Source organism: Spiroplasma endosymbiont of Colias croceus (genome assembly GCF_964020095.1).
Taxonomy (GTDB): Bacteria; Bacillota_I; Bacilli_A; order Mycoplasmatales; family VBWQ01; genus Spiroplasma_E.
In genome coordinates, this window is sequence record NZ_OZ026536.1 from 472839 (window position 1) to 496460 (window position 23622).

Sequence of the window (23622 nt, forward strand, 5' to 3'; positions counted from 1 at the left end):
CATAGTTTTGCAAGAAGTCTAATTTATCTTTGGTTATTAAAAGTTTTATTTTTGGTGATAGTTTACAACATATAGTTTCAATGCCAGCACCGTTGTTAGCAATTATTTTAGTACTTTTTACTTTTTCATTAATTTTAAAATTATTAAAAATTATATAGGAGTAGTTTATTATGGGGGTCGCCTTTATTTCAAAAATTTTAGAATTATTTGCACAAATTTTTATGAAATTTTGAAATTTGCCAATGGCAGATTTAGGTTTTAATTTGGGAACTTTTGTTGTTTTTATTCTTTTAATAAAGTTTGCTATGTCGGTTTTTTTAAATATTGATATTCAGCCAGTTTCTACATCGGGGACAGTAAAGCAAAGTTATAGAAATATTAAAGGTAGTTCAAAATTTGTTGGAAAGAAAATTGCTAAACAACATGAAAGAAAGCGTTTAAGAAATAAGGCAAAAGGTATTGAAAATAAAAAAGGGAAGTTTGTAGGTAATTAATTATGAGTGACTTTGTGAATAGTATATTGCATTTAATTTTTATATTTTCTAGTAATGATATTGGTATATTTTTAAATCAAACTAATATTACTGATGAAGTTTATATTTTGTTTAATTTGACTTTTTGGTTGGTATTGGGTGTATTTTTTAATTTTATTTATCGTAGTATTAAATTTATTTTTAGGTCATTGTTTGGGTAGGTGTTAATATGAATATTTGAGATATTTACAATAAAATAAATCAATGTATAGTTGATTATTGAACTATGTTTATAGGTAGTCCAGTTGATGATTTTACTACTATTTTATGAAATTTAGTAGTTTATGGAACTCAGTTTTTTATTGGATTTATTATATTTTATGGTTCATGGTGAATTTTAAAATGTTTATTTGGTAAATAATTATGTGATTTAAGTTTGCAAAATTATTTTTTGTTGTAAATACTTCTGTTCAAGCACCTACTAGTTTGATTGCTTTAAATGACCCTAATGTTGTTAATTATGATATTACAAAAGATATGGTTAAACATGTTAAATACCATAGTTTTGATGATTGAGCAACAATTCCATGAAATTCTGCTTATTTTGATGTTGACCAGCCGGATTTAAAATTAGTAAGTGGTGAATTTATAGCTAATAATGAAGGTTTATATACATGTTATTATTATAGTGATACAGTTGGTGTTCCTTCACAAATGATAGATATGGGAACTGGTGTTTATACTTTTAATAGAAAACAATTAGATGAATTTTCACGTATTATGTTTAATCATAATTATGTTGCAAAGAATAATACTAATAATTTAAATTTTGTTAATACTGGTAAAAGTATTATAAATTTTCAAACACAGTTAAATTTTGAAATTGATAAACCTTTAAGTTTTTATATTCAAGGTTTTATGTTTTATTTTGAATATGAATATTTTAAAACTTTTACTGCTGATTTTACTTTTAGTTTTTTAGATTATGTTGGTGATACAAAATATGTTTTTAAAGGTAAAGTTGATAATGATATTTATCAACAAGATTTATATAATTTTGTTACTATGCCTATTCGTGTTCCAAATTTAAGACATTTAACAGTATTTTTTGATGTTCATGGTGAATTAACTAGGCCAACTTTTTCACCACAGTTCAATTTTGGTCAAATTAATATTTTTTCAAGTGAAAATATAACTCCAGTGCCACCAAATAGTCCTTTTAATCCTGAATATGAAAGACCAAGTTGATATGATGTTTTTGGACATTTACGTAATGCTTTTAGATGAGTGCTTTATGGTGTTGTTGGTAAGGTTTTACGAGTTGAGCCATTAAGACAGTTTCTTTTTACAACAGATAGTTTATTAAGACATATTTTTTCAGATACTATTAGTACTGCTTTAAATGTTGACATTGTTAGTGGAATAGAAAATATTATACCTTTGTGATTATTTGTTAGAGCAATTAGTTTAATTATAGGTTAGGAGTTTATTATGAAAAAGAAAGATTTATTTGAAATTTGTAGTGGAGTTGTTTTTTGTTTTTTAATATCATTGTTTACTGCTTTATTTTTTGATTTTGATGTAGATAAATTAAAGTTATTTTTTGAAAATGCTAGTTTTGGTTCAAAATTTTTAATTTTCTTTTTTGATTTTATTTTTCCTTTTATTTTAAGTTCATATTTTATAAAATTTTGTTTTTGAATTAAAAATAAATTTAAAAACAAAAATAAGGTGGTTAAATAATGCCTTGATATGGTTATGTGTTATTAGTTATAGGTTTAATTATAATTATTTATCCAATTTGTATAACTATTCGTAATGTTAAAATTTTAAAACGTGTAGGTAGTTATATTATTTCAGCACCTCCAAGAACGGGTAAATCTGCTCTTGCTTGTTGTTTAGCACAAACTCATAAGAAACGAGTAGTTAGTCCCTTTCCTATTAAATTAAAAAATGGTTATTCTTATTTGGTTAATTATAATGATGTTTTTACTTTTAATCAGTTAGCAAGTAATTATGCTTTTGAAGAACAAGATTTGGAATGGCAACACTTTTTAGGACTATTTTTTGGTAAACATTTGTTGTTGATATTTAACTGGAGTTAAGTAGTTTAAAGTGCTGTGAATTCTTATATTGTTATATCAATTGATGTAATCAAATAATTCTAATTTTAATTGGATTAATGATGTAAAATTTTTATCATTAATAAATTCGGTTTTAAAAGTTTTAAAAGTTGCTTCAGCAACAGCATTATCATAAGGACAACCTTTTTTACTTAAAGAACGGTTAATGTTGAATGCTAGTAAAAGTTTATCAATAATTTTATTGTTAAATTCATTACCGCGATCACTATGAAATATTTGAATATCTTTTAAACAGCGATTTGATTGCATAAATGCTTGATGTACTAATGATGCATCTTTTTTAACTCCAACACTATGTCCGATAATTTCGCGGTTAAATAGGTCTATTAATAGGCAAATATAGTTTCACCTACCATTAACTTGTACATAAGTTAAATCACTAACAATAACTTCATTTTTAATCCTATTCTTAAATTTTCTATTAACAAGATTAGTTATTTGACTATCGTTAACTTTGTTATTATGATTTTTGAATGATAATTTAGTAGACTTCTTGCAAAACTATGATATTAATCACATTTTTTAAGTTTAAAAATTTATTTTAATAACACTTTTAATATTTTTTAAAAATTATTGTTCAAAATATGTTTTATTTTTTGTCATTAAAATACAACAAAAATTATTATTTCAAATAAAAAAATAAAATATTAAATTATCAAATATATTTAAATTAATAATTGTAAATTATAAATTGAAGCTATTAAATTAAATCTTAATGCAAATTTTTTTCTTCTATTTCGATATTTTTCACTAATAATTTTAAATTTTTTAAGAATCGCAAAAACATGTTCAATAACAACTCTCATTTTTGAAATAGCCTTATTATTTTTCTTTTCTTCTTTAGTTAAAGGGTTTTTCTTTGATTTTCGTTTAGGTAATAAGACATTTTTATGTATGTTTTGTATACCTTGATATCCTAAATCTACTAAAATAGTTGTTTCTGATAAAAATTTCGTTTTTGAATTTTTTAAAATTTTAAAATCATGATTTTTACCATAAGAAAAATAAGAACTTATAATTTTTTTACTATCTTTTTCAATTATGACTTGAGTTTTTATTGTATGTTTTTTCTTTTTTCCTGAATAATATTGTTTTTGACTTTTTTTGGGCGTTGAATAGTACTTTCAGTCACATCAATGATAACTGTTTTATCTTTAAAATTATTATTTAACAGTGATTTTTGCCCATCAAGTTGTTGAAAATCAGGATGTTTTATTAAAGTATTTTCTATTCACTTGATATTCCTATAGCAACTACTTTCACTAATTCCATAACTTTTAGCAATATGAAAATAAGTTCGATACTCTCTTCAATATTCTAAAGTCATTAATAAACGATTTTCTAATGATAATTTATTAGGTGTACCACCATTTTTAAACTTTTTTACTTCTTCTGTCTTTAAAATTTCTAGAATTTTATTAAAAATAATATCATTTATACCAGTTAATCTTAATAATTCTGGATTGTTAATAGTTTTTAATTTATCAAACATCATAGATTACCTATCTTTTTTATTTTTAATTTTATTTTAAAAATTAAATTTTTAATAGATAGGTTTTGCAAGAAGTCTAGTATATTTTGATATTAAATTATGTTCATTCATAATTTTTTTAATTTTTCTGCGCGATAAATAAATTTCTTGGTTTTCTAGAATTTTTTTTAATCTTCTAGTACCATAAACTTCTTTATTTTCTTTAAAAGCACTAATAACAGCTTCATCATAAATATTATTTTTGATTTTATTTTCTTTTTTCTTTAAATTAAAATAATATGTTGATTTAGATATTTTTAAAAAACGACACATTGTGCGAATTTTATATTTAGCTTTATTTTTGACAATAATTTCTATTTTCTGCCTATTATTAGTGCTGCTTGCTTTAAAATATCATTTTCCATTCGTAATTGCTTTAATTCTTTTCTTAATTTAATTAATTCATTTTCTTCAAAAGAACGATTATCTTTAGTTTTAAAACTTCCTGAATTACTAAATTGCTTAATTCAATTGTAAGTAGCTGCTCTTGTAACATTATATTCTTTAGCAAGGCAAGATACTGATTTGCCACTTTGATATAAAGCTACTATTTGTTTTTTAAATTCATCGGTATATGAGTTAATATTGGCCATAATTATAGTTCCTTTCTTTTAACAAATTTGTTTACTTGTCTACGTAATTAGTGTCCAATAAATTGTAACCCATCCAATTTAATAATTTTAGATGAATTAGCATTAAAGATAAATTCTAATGATTTAGGAATGCAGTTTAAAAATCAACAAGAAAGTTTAGGACAATTTTGTAAGTTAATAGGTCATATGTTTAATGGTACTATGTATTTGATTGAACAACACCCTAATAGAATACCAGTACAAGCAAGAGAAAAAGTAGAGTATGTTGTGCAAGTTAAACGCATGCATTTTTTGTGCTTTGTTGTTATATTTAATCTTAATTTATATACTAATATTGATGATTATAATAAAGTTGTTTTTAGTCGTAGAAAAACTAAAAAAATGATTAAAAGAGGTATAATGCCTCCAAGTTATAGTGGTGAAGCAATGGCTATGACTTTATTTTTTCCTAGACATTGGTTAAAAAGGTATAATTTACGTGCTTTACATTATGTGCATGAACTTAAAAGTGAATTGTCACCTAAAAAATACCTTAAAGAAGCAAATAGCATTGATATGACTTATAGTGATATTAAATCTGCTGGTTTGGATAAATTAGATAATATTTTAAAGAAAAAAGATAAACCTAAAAATAAAGATAAATAAAAATAGTTATAGTCGCAGTGAACCTACTGCGACTATAATTTGTGTGAGCCACGTAGTGGCGAGGGACGTAGTCCCTATATACTTGTTAAAAATAAATATTTAAAAGAAAGGGAGAAAAAATATTATGAATGAAAAAGAAAAAGCAGCAAAATTATTACATGATGCAGAACAAGAAAGTAGAAAACTTGATTTATTACTTGCAAAAGCTAAGAAACAAGAAGAGACATTAAAAAAAATTGAAGAAGAAAAACAAATAAACAAACATAAATCAAGAAATCCGAAAATTTAAATGTACATTATTTAATTTTAGATAAAAACTCATGTAATAAAATTGTAATTTTATATAGTTTTAATATATTTCTAAATTTATTATTTTTTTATTTTAAAAAGAAATATATTAGACTTCTTGCAAAACCTATCTATTAAAAATTTAATTTTTAAAATAAAATTAAAAATAAAAAAGATAGATAATCTATGATGTTTGATAAATTAAAAACTATTAACAATCCAGAATTATTAAGATTAACTGGTATAAATGATATTATTTTTAATAAAATTCTAGAAATTTTAAAGACAGAAGAAGTAAAAAAGTTTAAAAATGGTGGTACACCTAATAAATTATCATTAGAAAATCGTTTATTAATGACTTTAGAATATTGAAGAGAGTATCGAACTTATTTTCATATTGCTAAAAGTTATGGAATTAGTGAAAGTAGTTGCTATAGGAATATCAAGTGAATAGAAAATACTTTAATAAAACATCCTGATTTTCAACACCTTGATGGGCAAAAATCACTGTTAAATAATAATTTTAAAGATAAAACAGTTATCATTGATGTGAGTGAAAAGACATATTCCGTAATTAAATTTTTTAAAAGTCAATTAATAATTTTAAAATTTATTTTATAATTTTGTTATTAACAATAAATTTAGAAAAGTGTTGATAAAAATGATTTTTGAAAATTTAAAAAAATTAAAAAATGAAGAATTTTATAGATATTTTGGTATAAAACGTTTTCATTTTAATGAAATGTTAGAAAAATTAATTGAAATAGAAAAATTAGAAAAAAATAAAGGTCGAAAAAATAAACTTTCAGTAGAAGAAAGATTAATGATGACTTTATTATACTGAAAAGAATATTATACTTTTTTTCAAATGAGTATTAAATCTAAAATGAGCCCATCAAGTTGTTTTCGAAATATTACTTGAGTAGAAAATAAACTTAGTAACCACAAAGATTACCAATTTTTAAAAGAAAGATATAAATTAAAAATTGATAAAAAACAAGAAAATTCAAATGAATTTCAATTTTATTTAATTGATTCAACTGAGATTGAAATTGAAAGACCAACTAAAAAAAACTACAGTTAGAATATTTTTCTGGTAAAAGTTGAATGTATTCTATAAAATTTCAAATTGTATATGATTTTTTTAATAAAAAAATTGTTGATATTTTTGCTGATAATGGTAAAGTGCATGATTTTCAAATATTAAAAAATTCAAATCTTGAATTTTCAGAAAAAACAATAATTATTGGTGATTTAGGATATCAAGGTATACAAAATATTTATAAAAATACAATAATACCAATTAAAAGAACTAAAAATAAAAAATTAACTAAACAAGAAAGAAAATACAATAAGATTGTATCTAAAATTAGAATTAAAGTTGAACATGTCTTTGCTTGATTGAAAAGATTCAAAATTTTAGTAAATAAATGTAGAAAATCTAAATTTAGACTTATGTATTTAAGATTTAACTTACTTTGTGAAATTTTTAATAAAATAAAACCATTAAAATAAAAAAAATATTAAAAATATTTTTTTAAAATTTAAATTTTTATCGAGTTAATATAAAAATATTATTAACAATTTTTTGTTTAAAATGTAAACTCATTTTTTAAACTATTTTTTCAAAAAATATTTATTTCTATATTCAATAACACTAAATAGTTTTAAAACAATTTTATTGACAATTAATTAAATTTAATTACGGAATATGTCCAAAGTACTATTCAACGCCCAAAAAAAGTCAAAAACAATATTATTCAGGAAAAAAGAAAAAACATACAATAAAAACTCAAGTCATAATTGAAAAAGATAGTAAAAAAATTATAAGTTCTTATTTTTCTTATGGTAAAAATCATGATTTTAAAATTTTAAAAAATTCAAAAACGAAATTTTTATCAGAAACAACTATTTTAGTAGATTTAGGATATCAAGGTATACAAAACATACATAAAAATGTCTTATTACCTAAACGAAAATCAAAGAAAAACCCTTTAACTAAAGAAGAAAAGAAAAATAATAAGGCTATTTCAAAAATGAGAGTTGTTATTGAACATGTTTTTGCGATTCTTAAAAAATTTAAAATTATTAGTGAAAAATATCGAAATAGAAGAAAAAAATTTGCATTAAGATTTAATTTAATAGCTTCAATTTATAATTTACAATTATTAATTTAAATATATTTGATAATTTAATATTTTATTTTTTTATTTGAAATAATAATTTTTGTTGTATTTTAATGACAAAAAATAAAACATATTTTGAACAATAATTTTTAAAAAATATTAAAAGTGTTATTAAAATAAATTTTTAAACTTAAAAAATGTGATTAATATCATAGTTTTGCAAGAAGTCTAATATAATTAAAAATATTTTTTATGAATTTAAAGAAATTTATGGTTATAAAATGATAACTTTATTAATTAACAAAATTTATAATTTAAAATTAAAATTTCATGTTGTATATAGATATATGAGAAATATGGGTTTAAAAGCTAAGGTTCGCATAAAGAAATTTGATTATAAAACTAAATCAGGAAGTTTAAGATATGATAATTTATTAAATCGTGATTTTTCAACTACTGATTTAAATCAAAAATTAGGTACTGATATAACTTATTTATTGACTAATGGTAAAACATATTATTTATCAATTGTTAAAGATTTTCATAATAATGAAATATTAGATTATAAAATAAGCGCAAGTTTAGATATGACATTTGTTGTCCAAAACATTATTCAAGCTTGAGTTAATGCTCAAAAACCTACTTCATGAATTTTACAATCAGACCAAGGATTTCATTATACAAATCCTTCTTATAAAACCTTATGTGACGAATTAAAAATAAAAATTTCGATGTCTAGAAGAGGTAATTCTTGTGATAATGGTGCTACTGAATCTTGATTTGGAACAATGAAAACAGAATTTCTATATCAAATTCTAAGAAAAAACAGAACTATTGAATGAATAAAAGAAAATTTACCCAAATATATTTACTTTTATAATAACGATAGACCTCAAACAAAATTAAAAGGAATGAGTCCAATCGAATATCGATTAGCTCATTCCAAATCAACAAATAATTACTTCATATCTACAAATTTAACACTTACAAACACTATTTTATAAAATTTAATAAAAGGTTACTTTAATTGTCCACTTTTCTTGACAAATTCAGTCTACTGATAAATACAAAAAAGTTAGGTAATACTTATTTTAAAAATATTACCTAACTTTTTTTATGTTAAAGTTTTAATAAATTTTAGAACTTCATCATAGTTTGGTTCTAATGTTACTTCTTTAACAATTTGTAAATATATAACTTTATTATTTTTATCAACAATGATAATAGTACGTGCTAATAATTGGATTTCATCAATTAATAAATTAGTAGTATTACTAAAATTATTTTCATTATTACGATAATCACTTAAAATATGAAAATTATTATTCATTTTTAGTTTTTCACAAAAGCGACTTTGAGCAAATGGTAAATCTTTGGAAATAGTAATGATAACTAAATCTTTTAATTTAGTAGCCTCTTTATTAAAGTGTATAGTTTGTAAAGCACAAGTTTTAGTATCAATGCTTGGTACACTAGAAATAATCTTAAATTTATTAGTGAATTGTTCTAAATTCATATTATCCATTGTTTTATTAACTGCAGAAAATGATAAAGTATCTCCAACTTTGATTATTTCATTTTTAATATGAACGGGTTTACCTTTAATTGTTAATTGCAACATAATATTTTTTTCTCCCTTTTTATCAAATGTATTTATAATATTATTATAACTAAATTTATTAAAGATAATCTATTAAGGAGTAACAAAGTGTTAAAAATTTTAAATAAATTTAAAATTGCTATTCAAGAATTTAAAATGGTTTTTAAAGCAGTGGGGACTAAACACATTTATAAAAATAAAAGAACAATTATTAAAAGTATTGCACTATGTTTTATTCCATTTTTATATGCTTTTATTGCTTTATGAGCTTTTTTTAATCCATTGGGAAATATTAATCGTTTACCAATTGCTTTAGTTAATAACGATAGTTCTGCAGTAGGAATTAATCGTGTTATTAATCGACATAATTTAAATTTGGATAATGAAAATCCTAATAGTAGTGGTGCTTATGAATTTAAAATTAATGATTTACAAATTAACAATGAGAAAAAAACATTTACTGTTTATTATTATGATGATTGAAAAAGTTATTATCAACATCAAAATGACAAAACTTTTTTAACTGAAATTATTATTGATAGTTGTTTTACTAAGGATTTTAATGATTTTTTTAAACAAGCTTTTAAAGTAGTTAATGATAATATTAAAACTCCAGAAAGAATTTGGAATCTTATTAATCAAATTACTATTAGACCAAAAATTAGTTTACAAGCTTCATATAAAGTTAGTCCGATTTTAGGTGAAATTAATGATTTTGCTTTAAATGCATTAAAAGATAATATTTTTAGTAAGTTTTTACCTGTTGTTATTAGTGATCAAGTATTTGATTATTGAGATAAAGATGCTTCTGATTCAGGTTATCACCATTTACAACCAATTTTAAAAGAAATTTATGGTATTCTTTCAATTGTTGTTCCTGGTTTAGGTCCTCATGCCGAACAATTTAATGATAATATTGATAGTGTAACAAGAAACGAAGAGATTAAACATATTAAAGTTTTAGAACATGATTATTGAATGAATCATACTTTATTGGCACCTATTAACTTTATTAATTTTAATATTAATATTGAAGGTCAAGATAAATCTCCTTATGGATTTGGTTTGGGTCCATATTTCATGTGTATTGGAATGTGAGTAGGTACTTTATTATTAACTTTTACTTTTATTAGAAATAAAGATATTCCAAAAACTAAATTTTGATCAAACTATTTAGCTAAATCAGCATGAATGATTATTTTTGGTTTAATTCAGTCAACAATTTTAGTAACTTCATTATTACTATTATTTAATAATATTGATTTATGACAACGATTTTGACAAATGTTTTTATACATGTGATTAATAGCAATTATTTTTGATTTGGTTGTTCAATCAATTGCTCACATGTTTCGTAATCATGATTTGGGTAGATTTTTAATTGTTATTCTTTTAATACTACAACTTTCTTCATCAAGTGGTACTTTTCCTGTTGAATTAGAACCCAAGTTTTTTCAAGTAATGTATAATTTTTTACCATTTAGTTATGCAATAAAAGGATTAAGAGAAATTCTTATTAATCCTAATCCAATGACTATTTTATGAAGTATTGGTTGTTTATTAATATTTATTATTATTTTAGTACCATTATCGTTGTTACTTAATTGATGACATGATCATAAAGATGCAAAAAATGAAGTTGGAAATAAAAAAAATAAATTAGTTGTTAATAATTCTTCATCATTAAAAAATAAAACTACTACTGATGAGAACTAAACATTATATTTTTAGGTGTCCTTTTTATTAATACTTTCTAATAAAAATAGAGTAATTAAAAGAATGTTGTATATTATTTTTTTCAATTATAAACTTAAATTAATATCTACAAAAGATATATCTTTTGTAGATATTAATTTATAAAATAAAAAACATAAATATTTAAAAAAAATAATAAAAAAGTAAAAAAGGAAAAAAACTTATGCATTTTAAAAAATAATAAAAAAGTAAAAGAGGAAAAAAACTTATGCATTTTAAAAAATTATTAACAATGTTTACTATAACATTTTTTGCTAGTTCAGGGATTATGCTTTCAATTAATACTCATGTTTCTAATAACAAATTAATTAAAAATTGTTTGGTTAATAACCATGAAACATTTTCAAAATTGGAAGGAACTAGTGGTGTAATTCAATGGGCGCATAACTTTAATGGATAGATTAATAAAATAATGCATAACAAAGAACGATATAACTATCGTTCTTTTTTTGTTAAAAGATTAAAACTTCATAAAACTGTCATAGAAGTCTAATAGTGAGTACTTTATGTAAATACTTCTATATCAGGATAAAAGAGCATTTAATGTTAAGCAAGTTAAAATGTTACACTGTATCGCTTAATGTAATTATAGATTAATTTGAATAGCCTTATTATGGCTCAGTAAAGAACCCATTAATCTAATTAATAATTACATTTGTATTATTTAAAAAAATAGGGGGTTTATATATAAATACATACCTCATTAACAATATCATAACACAATAAAAATTTAAAAGGAGAAAAATAAATATGACATACGTTTATTTAATAAAATATAAAGTTAATTATACATTTGAAACAAAATATAAAGTTTTTTATACATTTAAGGAAGCAAATAATTTTCATAAAAATTATAAACATCATTTATTAGAAGATGCATATATTATCCATTATGAAATATTAGCATTTGAATTAGATATGCACAATATAAATGAAAAACTTAAAGAAAAACTTAATTAATGAAAGGAAAAATATTTATGGAATATAGAGAATATAGAATGGTTGGTTCTTGTGATAATTGTAGAAAACAATCTTCTTTTGGTAATAGATTATGTAATAAATGTTTTTGAATATTAATAGGTAGAAATAAATATGAGTAAATTAATTTTTAAAAAAGAAACTCATCAATATTTTTTAGAAGATAAAGAATTAATATCAGTTTCTAGAATTATTGATAATTATTTAGGTTTTGGATATAGTCATATAGCACTAGAAGTATTAAAAAATGCATCAGTTCGTGGTAAATGAGTTCATAAACTTAATGAATTATATTTACAAAATATTAATGAAGAAAATATTATTAATAATTTATTAAAGAAATTAAAACCAGTAACTAATAATATAAATTATTCTTATTGTAAAAAATCACTTATGTTTTTAAAAGAAAAATTTAAAGATAAAAATAATTATGAATTTATTATTGAAAAACCTATTAATGATAGTTTAATTGCTGGAACACCAGATTTAGTTTATTTAGATAAAAAAGAAAATAAATATTATTTAGTAGATTATAAAACTTATGCTTGTATTGATGAAGAAAAATTAAAAAGAATTAAATTACAATTAACGGCTTATTATTGTATGTTACTTGCTAATGGTATATGACCGTCTAATAAAACTTATTTTTATTTAACAAATAAAAATAATCAAGAAGCAATTGAAATTGAAATAACAAAAGAATTAATCATTGAATGAATGAATGCAAAAACAAAATATTTTAAAGGAGAAAATAAAAATGGAATATAAATTGGAATATTGTAAAAATAAAAAATGTAATTTTAATGAATTATTAGTTAAAAATCTTAATTCTAGAATTGAATTTTTAGAATATCAGATTGAAGAAATTAATTTAAATCAATTAAATTTATGAGAATTAGATGTGTTAAGAGGTCAAATTAAAGAATTAAATATTTTAAAAAATAATATTAAAGAATGATTAAGAAGAAATAAAAATGATTAATGAAAAATCAATTAAAGAAAAAACTATTTATTCTTGTAATTCAATTGAATTTGATAAATTACCTAAAAAATTAGATAGTAATGAGAAAAATTGAATTGTTATTAATAGTCATTTAATAGTTAATCCTAGTAAAAATATTGAAGTACATTTAGATAATAGATTTAAAGGAGTTAAAAAATGAAAGTAGTTAATACTAAAAAATTACCAATATGAGCAAAGATATTATTTTCACCAATAGCAATATTGTTTATTCCGGTTTGCATAATAGGTTTTATATTAACTTATATTGGTGGAATTATAACAACAATAGGAATGATGATAACATGTTCAATATTCGGAAAAATTACAATTACAAAGGAAGAAATTTATGGATAAATCAATTTTAATTTTATTAAAACATATAGGCAAAATTAATAAAAAATTAGATGAAATTTTAGAATTATTAAATAAAAAAGGAGAAGAAAATAATGAGTAATGATTTAACTAATAATAAAAATTCATTAACTATTGAACAATGATTTACTAATAAAAATCAAGGTAATAATATGAGTGAAAAAGAAGTACAAAGATTTAAAAGTAATGCTTTAGCAATTAAAAATCAATTAGGTTTAGCAAAAACTAGTTTAACTACAATATTAGAAGCATGTTATCAAGCAACATTATTACAATTACCATTAGAAAAGAATTTTGGTTATTGTTGAGTTGTACCTTTTAATCGTAAATATAAAGATGAAAAAGGTAATTGAGTAACTGTTAAAGAAGCACAGTTTCAAATGGGATATAAAGGTTATATTCAATTAGCACAAAGAAGTCAACAATATAAAAAAATTAATGTTATTGAAGTTAGAGAAGGAGAATTAAAAAAGATTGATTATTTAAAAGATGAAATAAAATTTAAATTTATTGAAAATCCTATTGAAAGATTAAAATCAAAAATAGTAGGTTATTGTGCTTATTTTAAATTAAAAAATGGTTTTGAAAAAAATTTATATTGAACAACTGAACAAATAATAGAACATTTTAATAAATATAGTGAAACATATAAAAAGAATCAAAAATTTATTGTTAGTGATTTTGATAGTATGGCTAAAAAAACTGTATTAACTCAATTATTAAGAAAATGGGGAATTATGTCAGTTGATATGCAAACTGCTTATGAAAATGACCAAGCAATCATTACTGAAAATGAAAAAATATATATTGATAATCCAAATAATCATATTATTGATTCAAATCCTAAGTTTAAAGAATATCAAGATACTATTGATACTATTACTAATTCAACTGATAATACTGATATAAATTCTACTTTATCTAAATTAAAAGAATTAGAAAAAGAAGAAGAAATTATAGAAAATTTTGAAGTTTAATGAAAGGAAAGTAAATATGAATAGATGTACATTTACTCAAACTACTAAATTTACTAGTTTAATACTATCAGATGATAAACACTTTGAACAAATACAATGTGAAAATATGACAGAAGAGCAATTTGATGAATATGGTAGAGCATATTGTCAAGAACATAGAATTAAAGTTGATGAAATTAATAAATCAAGACATAAAAATTGTATTAATAAAGAAAAATTAATTAATTATTTAAATAATGATTTATATCAAGTAAGTAATGCACAGTTTTTATATATAAAATCATTAATAAAATGTATAAAAAATGGAGACTTTGATTATGAATAAAGAAAAATTAATTGCTTGTATAAAAGAAAGAATAGATTTTTTAAAAAATGTATTAAGACAAGATTCATCCAAACTTTATGAGTTAGAAGACTGAATTATAAGACTTGAAAGAGGTGAATTTGATAATGAATAAAGATAATTTAAAACCATGTAAACATTATATATATTATAAAGTCCAAAATTATTATTTTGGAGAATGTGATATGTGTGATGAAGAAAAGGAAGTGAAATAATGAGAAATATTAGAACTGAATGATTTTATAATGAAAAAAGTCCAAAAGAAATAAAATGTACCACAGTAGGATTATTAAAAAATAAAGAAGATGCTTTATGTTATTTATTAGCATTAAATTTATATCCAAAATTATATCCACAAGATATTTTTTATTCATGAATATTAGAAAACGGACAAACTGGATATTTAATTATAGTTGGTAATAATAGAGATACTATTCGACATATGCAATTTAAATTTATAAAAGAAGGTTAATAATGAATAACATGGAATTATTAATATCTTTAATAGAAGATTACAAAGAATGTAATTTTTATAACAATTATTTAATTTATAAAATTATGAACATTATTATAAAAGGAGAATAAAAAATGCCAAATACAGAAAATACAAACTCAAATTATACTTTATTAAAATTAATAAGAACTGAGGCTTTTATGTAATCTGTGTATCTTTGTTTTACAAAGTACTAGTTTAGATTAATTCTATCTTCAAATTTTATCATAAAATGAGCAATTGCTGTATTTCAATTTTGAATGGGCATTGTTCATTTTTTTGTTATATTTTCAATTGCTAAATAAAATATTTTAAAAACTGACATATCGTTAGGAAAAACTTTTTTATTTCTGATAACTTTTCGTAATTGACTATTTACAGATTCAATAGCATTTGTTGTATAAATCACTCTTTTGATTTCTGTAGGATAACTAATAAAAACCATTAAATTATCTCAATTTTTATATCAAGATTTAGCAATTTGAGGATATTGTTTATTTCACTTATTTTCAAAGGATTCTAAAGCCTGCATTGCTTGTTCTTCACTACATGCAGTATAAATTGGTTTTAAATCTGCAACTAGAGATTTTCTATGCTTATATGAGACATATTTCAAACTATTTCTAATTTGATGAACTATGCATAATTGATGTTCTGTTTTAAGATAAACTGATTGTATTGCTTCTGACATGCCTGTTAAATTATCACTGCAGGCAATAAGAATATCATTTAAGCCACGATTTTTCATTTCTGTTAAATTTGCTAATCAAAATTTAGCACCTTCATTTTCACTAATTCATAAACCTAAAACATCTTTTTTACCTTCTAAATCAACTCCTAAAGCTATATAAACTGATTTATTAATAATCCTTTTATCTTGTCGTACTTTCACTACTATGCAATCAAAATAAACAATCGGATAGACACTTTCTAATGGTCGATTTTGCCATGCTTTTACATCATCAATAACATCATCAGTAATTTGACTAATAACACTTTCACTAATATCAGCACCATGATATAACTCTTGTAATTGCATTCTAATATCTGATAATGTCATACCTTTTGCATATAAAGAAAGAACTTGTTGATCAAAAGAGGCTTTTATGTAATCTGTGTATCTTTGTTTTACAAAGTACTAGTTTAGATTAATTCTATCTTCAAATTTTATCATAAAATGAGCAATTGCTGTATTTCAATTTTGAATGGGCATTGTTCATTTTTTTGTTATATTGTCAATTGCTAAATAAAATATTTTAAAAACTGACATATCGTTAGGAAAAACTTTTTTATTTCTGATAACTTTTCGTAATTGACTATTTACAGATTCAATAGCATTTGTTGTATAAATCACTCTTTTGATTTCTGTAGGATAACTAATAAAAACCATTAAATTATCTCAATTTTTATATCAAGATTTAGCAATTTGAGGATATTGTTTATTTCACTTATTTTCAAAGGATTCTAAAGCCTGCATTGCTTGTTCTTCACTACATGCAGTATAAATTGGTTTTAAATCTGCAACTAGAGATTTTCTATGCTTATATGAGACATATTTCAAACTATTTCTAATTTGATGAACTATGCATAATTGATGTTCTGTTTTAAGATAAACTGATTGTATTGCTTCTGACATGCCTGTTAAATTATCACTGCAGGCAATAAGAATATCATTTAAGCCACGATTTTTCATTTCTGTTAAATTTGCTAATCAAAATTTAGCACCTTCATTTTCACTAATTCATAAACCTAAAACATCTTTTTTACCTTCTAAATCAACTCCTAAAGCTATATAAACTGATTTATTAATAATCCTTTTATCTTGTCGTACTTTCACTACTATGCAATCAAAATAAACAATCGGATAGACACTTTCTAATGGTCGATTTTGCCATGCTTTTACATCATCAATAACATCATCAGTAATTTGACTAATAACACTTTCACTAATATCAGCACCATGATATAACTCTTGTAATTGCATTCTAATATCTGATAATGTCATACCTTTTGCATATAAAGAAAGAACTTGTTGATCAAAACCATCAAATCTTCTTTGTCTTTTTGCAACTATTATAGGATTAAAATTACTATTGCGATCTCGTGGTACATCAATCTCAATTTTACCTTGTTGAGTTATTATTTTTTTTGAACTTATACCATTACGAGCATTGTCACTATTACTATGTTGATTCTTATCATATCCTAAATAATTTTGCATCTCAGAATTCAACATTTTTTCTACTAATCTTTTTGTTAATTCTTTATACAATCCTCCCTCTTTAAAAACTGTTGTTAAATCTTCAGTATTTTCTAATAATAAATCTACTGCTTTTGATATTGGATCATTATTATTAATATTTTGCTTTTTAGCCATCTGTAACTCACTCTTTCTAGTGATTTAATTATATTTACTACAATTAATTAAACATAGTTATTTTTGTAAGTTACACAGATTACTAAACATTACCGATCAAAACCATCAAATCTTCTTTGTCTTTTTGCAACTATTATAGGATTAAAATTACTATTGCGATCTCGTGGTACATCAATCTCAATTTTACCTTGTTGAGTTATTATTTTTTTTGAACTTATACCATTACGAGCATTGTCACTATTACTATGTTGATTCTTATCATATCCTAAATAATTTTGCATCTCAGAATTCAACATTTTTTCTACTAATCTTTTTGTTAATTCTTTATACAATCCTCCCTCTTTAAAAACTGTTGTTAAATCTTCAGTATTTTCTAATAATAAATCTACTGCTTTTGATATTGGATCATTATTATTAATATTTTGCTTTTTAGCCATCTGTAACTCACTCTTTCTAGTCATTTAATTATATTTACTAGAATTAATTAAACATAGTTATTTTTGTAAGTTACACAGATTACTAAACATTACCACTATTTACAGATTCAATAGCATTTGTTGTATAAATCACTCTTTTGATTTCTGTAGGATAACTAATAAAAACCATTAAATTATCTCAATTTTTATATCAAGATTTAGCAATTTGAGGATATTGTTTATTTCACTTATTTTCAAAGGATTCTAAAGCCTGCATTGCTTGTTCTTCACTACATGCAGTATAAATTGGTTTTAAATCTGCAACTAGAGATTTTCTATGCTTATATGAGACATATTTCAAACTATTTCTAATTTGATGAACTATGCATAATTGATGTTCTGTTTTAAGATAAACTGATTGTATTGCTTCTGACATGCCTGTTAAATTATCACTGCAGGCAATAAGAATATCATTTAAGCCACGATTTTTCATTTCTGTTAAATTTGCTAATCAAAATTTAGCACCTTCATTTTCACTAATTCATAAACCTAAAACATCTTTTTTACCTTCTAAATCAACTCCTAAAGCTATATAAACTGATTTATTAATAATCCTTTTATCTTGTCGTACTTTCACTACTATGCAATCAAAATAAACAATCGGATAGACACTTTCTAATGGTCGATTTTGCCATGCTTTTACATCATCAATAACATCATCAGTAATTTGACTAATAACACTTTCACTAATATCAGCACCATGATATAACTCTTGTAATTGCATTCTAATATCTGATAATGTCATACCTTTTGCATATAAAGAAAGAACTTGTTGATCAAAACCATCAAATCTTCTTTGTCTTTTTGCAACTATTATAGGATTAAAATTACTATTGCGATCTCGTGGTACATCAATCTCAATTTTACCTTGTTGAGTTATTATTTTTTTTGAACTTATACCATTACGAGCATTGTCACTATTACTATGTTGATTCTTATCATATCCTAAATAATTTTGCATCTCAGAATTCAACATTTTTTCTACTAATCTTTTTGTTAATTCTTTATACAATCCTCCCTCTTTAAAAACTGTTGTTAAATCTTCAGTATTTTCTAATAATAAATCTACTGCTTTTGATATTGGATCATTATTATTAATATTTTGCTTTTTAGCCATCTGTAACTCACTCTTTCTAGTGATTTAATTATATTTACTAGAATTAATTAAACATAGTTATTTTTGTAAGTTACACAGATTACTAAACATTACCTAAGAACTGGAATATCGCCATTATCAGCAATGATTGGTACCAGTGCTTATTATGGTCAATTAATAGGAAATCCTATTTTAGGAAGTATTAATGCTTTATTATTTAGTAAAAAATTAGGAATTGATATATGAAATTTAAATCAAAGACCAAATACTAAAACTAAATTAATTAATAGTAGTAAAAAAATATTACTAGGATTAGGAACAATTGGATTAGTTAATTATAGTAAATTTACTAATGCAGATATTAATCCTAATCCAACTGAAAGTCCGACCACAACTACAACAGTAAATCCATTTCCGCCAGATTTATTATTAAGCACTACTAATACTGATGCTAATCATTTAATGGATTGAGATACTTTTATTAGTTTAAATTCATATGGTATTGCTAATTTAGTTGCTGGTATTACTGAATTAATACCTAATAAATTTGAAACAATAAGAAAGATTTGTAATATGGGTACTGGTGGATGTTTGATTAGTAGTGGTGTTGCTATGGGTATTAATAATGATTTTATGAATGCTTATGCAGTACCTACTATAATTGCTGGTGCAAGTGAAATTATTCATAATTTATTACCAATGGAAACTACACATCATAATGAAGAAATGCAAGAAACATCATTTAATGATGAAACTGCAAGATTAATTAACGAGCATGGAGATAGATTTTATTATGATCATGTAAGTTTAAATTCTAGTATGAGTGAAGTTATTTTAAATAATGATGATAATCATTCATTAAATTGAGATTATAATCACATGAGTTTATAAATAAGTAAAAATGCCTATTAAAGGCATTTTTTATTATTAATAAATACTTTTTATTTCTGGTTGTTTATTAATAGAATTTAATTTACTTTGTAATTTATTAATTTTATTTTGTTTTTTAAGTGCTTTTTTATTAGGGTCTGTTAAAGATTTACCAAAAGCAATAAATGCTTTTCCTAATTTAACTAATACATAACCTCCATTAATACATAAATTAGCAACTATAATAATTGTTGTAGTATCCATATTAATCACCACCTTTCTAAAATATTTGATTAATTTTTAATACAATTTTTACAATAATAAATATAATTAAGCCAGGAACTGCAGAAGATAATAATACTCCGATTAAACCTAAAATAATTTTTATAATTTTAAAAAACATAATATTATTCCTGTAATTCTTCTAATTTTAAAAGTTGACCATATCTTGTAGGGTCACTAACAATAGCAATTGTATCATTCTGCATTTGTAAAGAAAGCATTATTCTACCATTAATATTATCTCAATCTAAAGTTTGAACATCAGTATTTAACTCACCATATAAAAATTCTTTACAAATAAAAGCAAATTTTTTAATACTTGTTTGGCTTTCAAAATTATAATAAATTTTATATTTAGTATTTACTTTAAAATCATATTTAATATGATTTATATTAACTTTTGTCCCTACTTCTTTTCATTGTGGAATACTTGGACTTGGTGTTGGAGGAATATCTTTTAATTCAATATCTCAAATATTTTCTTCTACTTCATTTGTAGTTAAACTACCAGACCTTATTTGTAATTTTGATTGAATATCAACTTTAAGAGTATCTTGTAATTCTTCTAATGAAAATATATTCCCATATTGTTTATTTCCACCAATAATAATTAATTGACTTTTATTATCATCAACAGTTCCTAATTTAATAATTAATGAAGAATCTTCATTATCAATTTTACCTTTAACAAGCATATAATCTCCACCTATATATGCAGAACTTTTAAACTCTATTTTTAGTTTTACACTTGTTTGATTAAAAGGTGGTTTATCTCATGTTATAAATACTCTATAATATTTATTAAAACTAAGAGCAAAATCTTCTCATGTACGATTATCTAAACTTTTACCTATTATTTTTCAATTTTCTTTATCTTGTTTTTTATCAATAGACATATTCCGTAATTAAATTTTTTAAAAGTCAATTAATAATTTTAAAATTTATTTTATAATTTTGTTATTAACAATAAATTTAGAAAAGTGTTGATAAAAATGATTTTTGAAAATTTAAAAAAATTAAAAAATGAAGAATTTTATAGATATTTTGGTATAAAACGTTTTCATTTTAATGAAATGTTAGAAAAATTAATTGAAATAGAAAAATTAGAAAAAAATAAAGGTCGAAAAAATAAACTTTCAGTAGAAGAAAGATTAATGATGACTTTATTATACTGAAAAGAATATTATACTTTTTTTCAAATGAGTATTAAATCTAAAATGAGCCCATCAAGTTGTTTTCGAAATATTACTTGAGTAGAAAATAAACTTAGTAACCACAAAGATTACCAATTTTTAAAAGAAAGATATAAATTAAAAATTGATAAAAAACAAGAAAATTCAAATGAATTTCAATTTTATTTAATTGATTCAACTGAGATTGAAATTGAAAGACCAACTAAAAAAAACTACAGTTAGAATATTTTTCTGGTAAAAGTTGAATGTATTCTATAAAATTTCAAATTGTATATGATTTTTTTAATAAAAAAATTGTTGATATTTTTGCTGATAATGGTAAAGTGCATGATTTTCAAATATTAAAAAATTCAAATCTTGAATTTTCAGAAAAAACAATAATTATTGGTGATTTAGGATATCAAGGTATACAAAATATTTATAAAAATACAATAATACCAATTAAAAGAACTAAAAATAAAAAATTAACTAAACAAGAAAGAAAATACAATAAGATTGTATCTAAAATTAGAATTAAAGTTGAACATGTCTTTGCTTGATTGAAAAGATTCAAAATTTTAGTAAATAAATGTAGAAAATCTAAATTTAGACTTATGTACTTAAGATTTAACTTACTTTGTGAAATTTTTAATAAAATAAAACCATTAAAATAAAAAAAATATTAAAAATATTTTTTTAAAATTTGAGGCTTTTATGTAATCTGTGTATCTTTGTTTTACAAAGTACTAGTTTAGATTAATTCTATCTTCAAATTTTATCATAAAATGAGCAATTGCTGTATTTCAATTTTGAATGGGCATTGTTCATTTTTTTGTTATATTTTCAATTGCTAAATAAAATATTTTAAAAACTGCCATATCATTAGGAAAAACTTTTTTATTTCTGATAACTTTTCGTAATTGACTATTTACAGATTCAATAGCATTTGTTGTATAAATAACTCTTTTGATTTCTGTAGGATAACTAATAAAAACCATTAAATTATCTCAATTTTTATATCAAGATTTAGCAATTTGAGGATATTGTTTATTTCACTTATTTTCAAAGGATTCTAAAGCCTGCATTGCTTGTTCTTCACTACATGCAGTATAAATTGGTTTTAAATCTGCAACTAGAGATTTTCTATGCTTATATGAGACATATTTCAAACTATTTCTAATTTGATGAACTATGCATAATTGATGTTCTGTTTTAAGATAAACTGATTGTATTGCTTCTGACATGCCTGTTAAATTATCACTACAAGCAATCAGAATATCATTTAAGCCACGATTTTTCATTTCTGTTAAATTTGCTAATCAAAATTTAGCACCTTCATTTTCACTAATTCATAAACCTAAAACATCTTTTTTACCTTCTAAATCAACTCCTAAAGCTATATAAACTGATTTATTAATAATCCTTTTATCTTGTCGTACTTTCACTACTATGCAATCAAAATAAACAATCGGATAGACACTTTCTAATGGTCGATTTTGCCATGCTTTTACATCATCAATAACATCATCAGTAATTTGACTAATAACACTTTCACTAATATCAGCACCATGATATAACTCTTGTAATTGCATTCTAATATCTGATAATGTCATACCTTTTGCATATAAAGAAAGAACTTGTTGATCAAAACCATCAAATCTTCTTTGTCTTTTTGCAACTATTATAGGATTAAAATTACTATTGCGATCTCGTGGTACATCAATCTCAATTTTACCTTGTTGAGTTATTATTTTTTTTGAACTTATACCATTACGAGCATTGTCACTATTACTATGTTGATTCTTTTCATATCCCAAATAATTTTGCATCTCAGAATTCAACATTTTTTCTACTAATCTTTTTGTTAATTCTTTATACAATCCTCCCTCTTTAAAAACTGTTGTTAAATCTTCAGTATTTTCTAATAATAAATCTACTGCTTTTGATATTGGATCATTATTATTAATATTTTGCTTTTTAGCCATCTGTAACTCACTCTTTCTAGTCATTTAATTATATTTACTAGAA

34 protein-coding genes and 3 pseudogenes are annotated in these 23622 nt (G+C 22.5%); 25 read left to right on the top strand and 12 right to left on the bottom strand.

All coding sequences use genetic code 4. The features are described from left to right. Nucleotides 1–242: 242 nt before the first annotated feature. From AACL24_RS02950 to AACL24_RS02965, 4 genes are all read left to right on the top strand, one after another. Complete coding sequence (locus AACL24_RS02950; protein ID WP_339048545.1) at nt 243–494, top strand: hypothetical protein; 252 nt, start codon at nt 243–245, stop codon at nt 492–494. A gap of 208 nt (nt 495–702) precedes the next feature. Beyond that, complete coding sequence (locus AACL24_RS02955) at nt 703–894, top strand: hypothetical protein (protein WP_339048547.1); 192 nt, start codon at nt 703–705, stop codon at nt 892–894. 2 nt (nt 895–896) lie between these two features. Then, on the top strand, nt 897–1955 hold the full coding sequence (locus AACL24_RS02960) for a hypothetical protein (RefSeq protein WP_339048549.1): 1059 nt from the start codon (nt 897–899) through the stop codon (nt 1953–1955). A 260-nt stretch (nt 1956–2215) separates the two neighbouring features. After that, a complete protein-coding gene (locus tag AACL24_RS02965) occupies nt 2216–2578 on the top strand; it encodes a hypothetical protein (protein ID WP_339048551.1) in 363 nt (120 codons plus the stop codon). On the opposite strand, the gene AACL24_RS02970 is transcribed toward AACL24_RS02965, so the two are convergent. The 4 genes from AACL24_RS02970 to AACL24_RS02985 all read right to left on the bottom strand — a co-directional run bounded on the left by AACL24_RS02970 (nt 2534) and on the right by AACL24_RS02985 (nt 4741). Beyond that, nucleotides 2534–3097, bottom strand: coding sequence for an IS3 family transposase (locus tag AACL24_RS02970; protein WP_422398078.1), 564 nt, complete (start codon nt 3095–3097; stop codon nt 2534–2536). The genes AACL24_RS02965 and AACL24_RS02970 overlap by 45 nt on opposite strands. Nucleotides 3098–3282: 185 nt before the next feature. Beyond that, nucleotides 3283–4112, bottom strand: a protein-coding gene (locus AACL24_RS02975; RefSeq protein ID WP_339045885.1) for an IS5 family transposase whose coding sequence is annotated in 2 segments (ribosomal slippage) — nt 3283–3716 and nt 3716–4112 — 831 coding nt in all. Because the reading frame shifts where the segments join, the coding sequence is not laid out codon by codon here. A gap of 48 nt (nt 4113–4160) precedes the next feature. Next, nucleotides 4161–4421, bottom strand: a complete 261-nt coding sequence (locus AACL24_RS02980; RefSeq protein WP_339048553.1) for an IS3 family transposase — start codon at nt 4419–4421, stop codon at nt 4161–4163. A gap of 41 nt (nt 4422–4462) precedes the next feature. After that, nucleotides 4463–4741: a transposase gene (locus AACL24_RS02985; protein WP_338987908.1), complete on the bottom strand. Its 279-nt coding sequence runs from the start codon at nt 4739–4741 to the stop codon at nt 4463–4465. Between the two features lie 129 nt (nt 4742–4870). Here AACL24_RS02985 and AACL24_RS02990 point away from each other — a divergent pair, with 129 nt between their 5' ends. From AACL24_RS02990 to AACL24_RS03020, 7 genes are all read left to right on the top strand, one after another. Beyond that, nucleotides 4871–5386: a hypothetical protein gene (locus AACL24_RS02990; protein ID WP_339048555.1), complete on the top strand. Its 516-nt coding sequence runs from the start codon at nt 4871–4873 to the stop codon at nt 5384–5386. Nucleotides 5387–5510: 124 nt separating this feature from the next. After that, a complete protein-coding gene (locus AACL24_RS02995; RefSeq protein WP_339048557.1) occupies nt 5511–5675 on the top strand; it encodes a hypothetical protein in 165 nt (54 codons plus the stop codon). 185 nt (nt 5676–5860) lie between these two features. Further along, a complete protein-coding gene (locus tag AACL24_RS03000) occupies nt 5861–6295 on the top strand; it encodes a transposase family protein (RefSeq protein ID WP_339048559.1) in 435 nt (144 codons plus the stop codon). A gap of 40 nt (nt 6296–6335) precedes the next feature. After that, the gene (locus AACL24_RS03005) at nt 6336–6758 is read left to right on the top strand and encodes a transposase family protein (protein ID WP_339045912.1); all 423 of its coding nucleotides are present in this window, start codon (nt 6336–6338) and stop codon (nt 6756–6758) included. A gap of 23 nt (nt 6759–6781) precedes the next feature. Continuing rightward, the gene (locus AACL24_RS03010; RefSeq protein WP_339045908.1) at nt 6782–7189 is read left to right on the top strand and encodes a transposase family protein; all 408 of its coding nucleotides are present in this window, start codon (nt 6782–6784) and stop codon (nt 7187–7189) included. 194 nt (nt 7190–7383) lie between these two features. Then, nucleotides 7384–7851: a transposase family protein gene (locus AACL24_RS03015; RefSeq protein ID WP_339049373.1), complete on the top strand. Its 468-nt coding sequence runs from the start codon at nt 7384–7386 to the stop codon at nt 7849–7851. Nucleotides 7852–8036: 185 nt separating this feature from the next. After that, nucleotides 8037–8804 carry an IS3 family transposase gene (locus tag AACL24_RS03020; RefSeq protein ID WP_339049376.1) on the top strand — a complete coding sequence of 256 codons (768 nt, stop codon included), beginning with the start codon at nt 8037–8039 and terminating at the stop codon, nt 8802–8804. Nucleotides 8805–8914: 110 nt separating this feature from the next. On the opposite strand, the gene tpx is transcribed toward AACL24_RS03020, so the two are convergent. Next, nucleotides 8915–9421: a thiol peroxidase gene (gene tpx, locus AACL24_RS03025; protein WP_338987351.1), complete on the bottom strand. Its 507-nt coding sequence runs from the start codon at nt 9419–9421 to the stop codon at nt 8915–8917. Between the two features lie 87 nt (nt 9422–9508). Between tpx and AACL24_RS03030 the strand changes: the two genes are divergently transcribed. From AACL24_RS03030 to AACL24_RS03080, 11 genes are all read left to right on the top strand, one after another. Further along, nucleotides 9509–11116, top strand: coding sequence for a YhgE/Pip family protein (locus AACL24_RS03030; protein WP_339048562.1), 1608 nt, complete (start codon nt 9509–9511; stop codon nt 11114–11116). Nucleotides 11117–11905: 789 nt separating this feature from the next. Next, complete coding sequence (locus AACL24_RS03035; protein WP_339048564.1) at nt 11906–12115, top strand: hypothetical protein; 210 nt, start codon at nt 11906–11908, stop codon at nt 12113–12115. Between the two features lie 17 nt (nt 12116–12132). After that, nucleotides 12133–12255 carry a hypothetical protein gene (locus AACL24_RS03040; protein ID WP_339048566.1) on the top strand — a complete coding sequence of 41 codons (123 nt, stop codon included), beginning with the start codon at nt 12133–12135 and terminating at the stop codon, nt 12253–12255. Next, nucleotides 12248–12901, top strand: a complete 654-nt coding sequence (locus tag AACL24_RS03045; RefSeq protein ID WP_339048569.1) for a PD-(D/E)XK nuclease family protein — start codon at nt 12248–12250, stop codon at nt 12899–12901. The genes AACL24_RS03040 and AACL24_RS03045 overlap by 8 nt, the downstream gene beginning before the upstream one ends. After that, on the top strand, nt 12891–13115 hold the full coding sequence (locus AACL24_RS03050) for a hypothetical protein (RefSeq protein WP_174480455.1): 225 nt from the start codon (nt 12891–12893) through the stop codon (nt 13113–13115). Before AACL24_RS03045 ends, AACL24_RS03050 begins: the two co-directional genes overlap by 11 nt. After that, a complete protein-coding gene (locus tag AACL24_RS03055; RefSeq protein WP_339048572.1) occupies nt 13108–13302 on the top strand; it encodes a hypothetical protein in 195 nt (64 codons plus the stop codon). The genes AACL24_RS03050 and AACL24_RS03055 overlap by 8 nt, the downstream gene beginning before the upstream one ends. After that, complete coding sequence (locus tag AACL24_RS03060) at nt 13293–13490, top strand: hypothetical protein (protein ID WP_339048574.1); 198 nt, start codon at nt 13293–13295, stop codon at nt 13488–13490. Before AACL24_RS03055 ends, AACL24_RS03060 begins: the two co-directional genes overlap by 10 nt. A gap of 92 nt (nt 13491–13582) precedes the next feature. Next, the gene (locus tag AACL24_RS03065; RefSeq protein WP_339048575.1) at nt 13583–14485 is read left to right on the top strand and encodes a recombinase RecT; all 903 of its coding nucleotides are present in this window, start codon (nt 13583–13585) and stop codon (nt 14483–14485) included. Nucleotides 14486–14501: 16 nt separating this feature from the next. Beyond that, complete coding sequence (locus AACL24_RS03070) at nt 14502–14810, top strand: hypothetical protein (RefSeq protein WP_339048577.1); 309 nt, start codon at nt 14502–14504, stop codon at nt 14808–14810. Continuing rightward, complete coding sequence (locus AACL24_RS03075) at nt 14803–14943, top strand: hypothetical protein (protein ID WP_339048579.1); 141 nt, start codon at nt 14803–14805, stop codon at nt 14941–14943. The genes AACL24_RS03070 and AACL24_RS03075 overlap by 8 nt, the downstream gene beginning before the upstream one ends. A gap of 99 nt (nt 14944–15042) precedes the next feature. Further along, complete coding sequence (locus tag AACL24_RS03080; protein ID WP_339048581.1) at nt 15043–15300, top strand: hypothetical protein; 258 nt, start codon at nt 15043–15045, stop codon at nt 15298–15300. A 214-nt stretch (nt 15301–15514) separates the two neighbouring features. Here the strand turns inward: AACL24_RS03080 and AACL24_RS03085 are convergent. From AACL24_RS03085 to AACL24_RS03100, 4 genes and pseudogenes are all read right to left on the bottom strand, one after another. Beyond that, nucleotides 15515–16432: pseudogene (locus tag AACL24_RS03085) on the bottom strand (IS256 family transposase); the annotation flags it as partial. Nucleotides 16433–16459: 27 nt separating this feature from the next. After that, nucleotides 16460–17698 carry an IS256 family transposase gene (locus AACL24_RS03090; RefSeq protein WP_339048583.1) on the bottom strand — a complete coding sequence of 413 codons (1239 nt, stop codon included), beginning with the start codon at nt 17696–17698 and terminating at the stop codon, nt 16460–16462. Nucleotides 17699–17790: 92 nt separating this feature from the next. After that, a pseudogene (locus AACL24_RS03095) lies at nt 17791–18135 on the bottom strand (transposase); the annotation flags it as partial. 94 nt (nt 18136–18229) lie between these two features. Then, nucleotides 18230–19291 (bottom strand): annotated as a pseudogene (locus tag AACL24_RS03100) (IS256 family transposase); the annotation flags it as partial. Between the two features lie 123 nt (nt 19292–19414). Between AACL24_RS03100 and AACL24_RS03105 the strand changes: the two are divergent. Further along, complete coding sequence (locus tag AACL24_RS03105) at nt 19415–20161, top strand: hypothetical protein (protein WP_339048590.1); 747 nt, start codon at nt 19415–19417, stop codon at nt 20159–20161. Between the two features lie 36 nt (nt 20162–20197). On the opposite strand, the gene AACL24_RS03110 is transcribed toward AACL24_RS03105, so the two are convergent. Both AACL24_RS03110 and AACL24_RS03115 read right to left on the bottom strand, forming a co-directional pair. Next, complete coding sequence (locus tag AACL24_RS03110) at nt 20198–20404, bottom strand: hypothetical protein (RefSeq protein ID WP_339048592.1); 207 nt, start codon at nt 20402–20404, stop codon at nt 20198–20200. A gap of 143 nt (nt 20405–20547) precedes the next feature. Continuing rightward, the gene (locus AACL24_RS03115; protein ID WP_339048594.1) at nt 20548–21318 is read right to left on the bottom strand and encodes a hypothetical protein; all 771 of its coding nucleotides are present in this window, start codon (nt 21316–21318) and stop codon (nt 20548–20550) included. A gap of 96 nt (nt 21319–21414) precedes the next feature. On the opposite strand from AACL24_RS03115, the gene AACL24_RS03120 reads away from it, so the two are divergent. After that, nucleotides 21415–21837: a transposase family protein gene (locus AACL24_RS03120; protein ID WP_339045912.1), complete on the top strand. Its 423-nt coding sequence runs from the start codon at nt 21415–21417 to the stop codon at nt 21835–21837. 23 nt (nt 21838–21860) lie between these two features. Continuing rightward, nucleotides 21861–22268 carry a transposase family protein gene (locus AACL24_RS03125; RefSeq protein ID WP_339045908.1) on the top strand — a complete coding sequence of 136 codons (408 nt, stop codon included), beginning with the start codon at nt 21861–21863 and terminating at the stop codon, nt 22266–22268. A gap of 72 nt (nt 22269–22340) precedes the next feature. On the opposite strand, the gene AACL24_RS03130 is transcribed toward AACL24_RS03125, so the two are convergent. Beyond that, on the bottom strand, nt 22341–23579 hold the full coding sequence (locus AACL24_RS03130) for an IS256 family transposase (RefSeq protein WP_339046650.1): 1239 nt from the start codon (nt 23577–23579) through the stop codon (nt 22341–22343). Between the last annotated feature and the right edge of the window lie 43 nt (nt 23580–23622).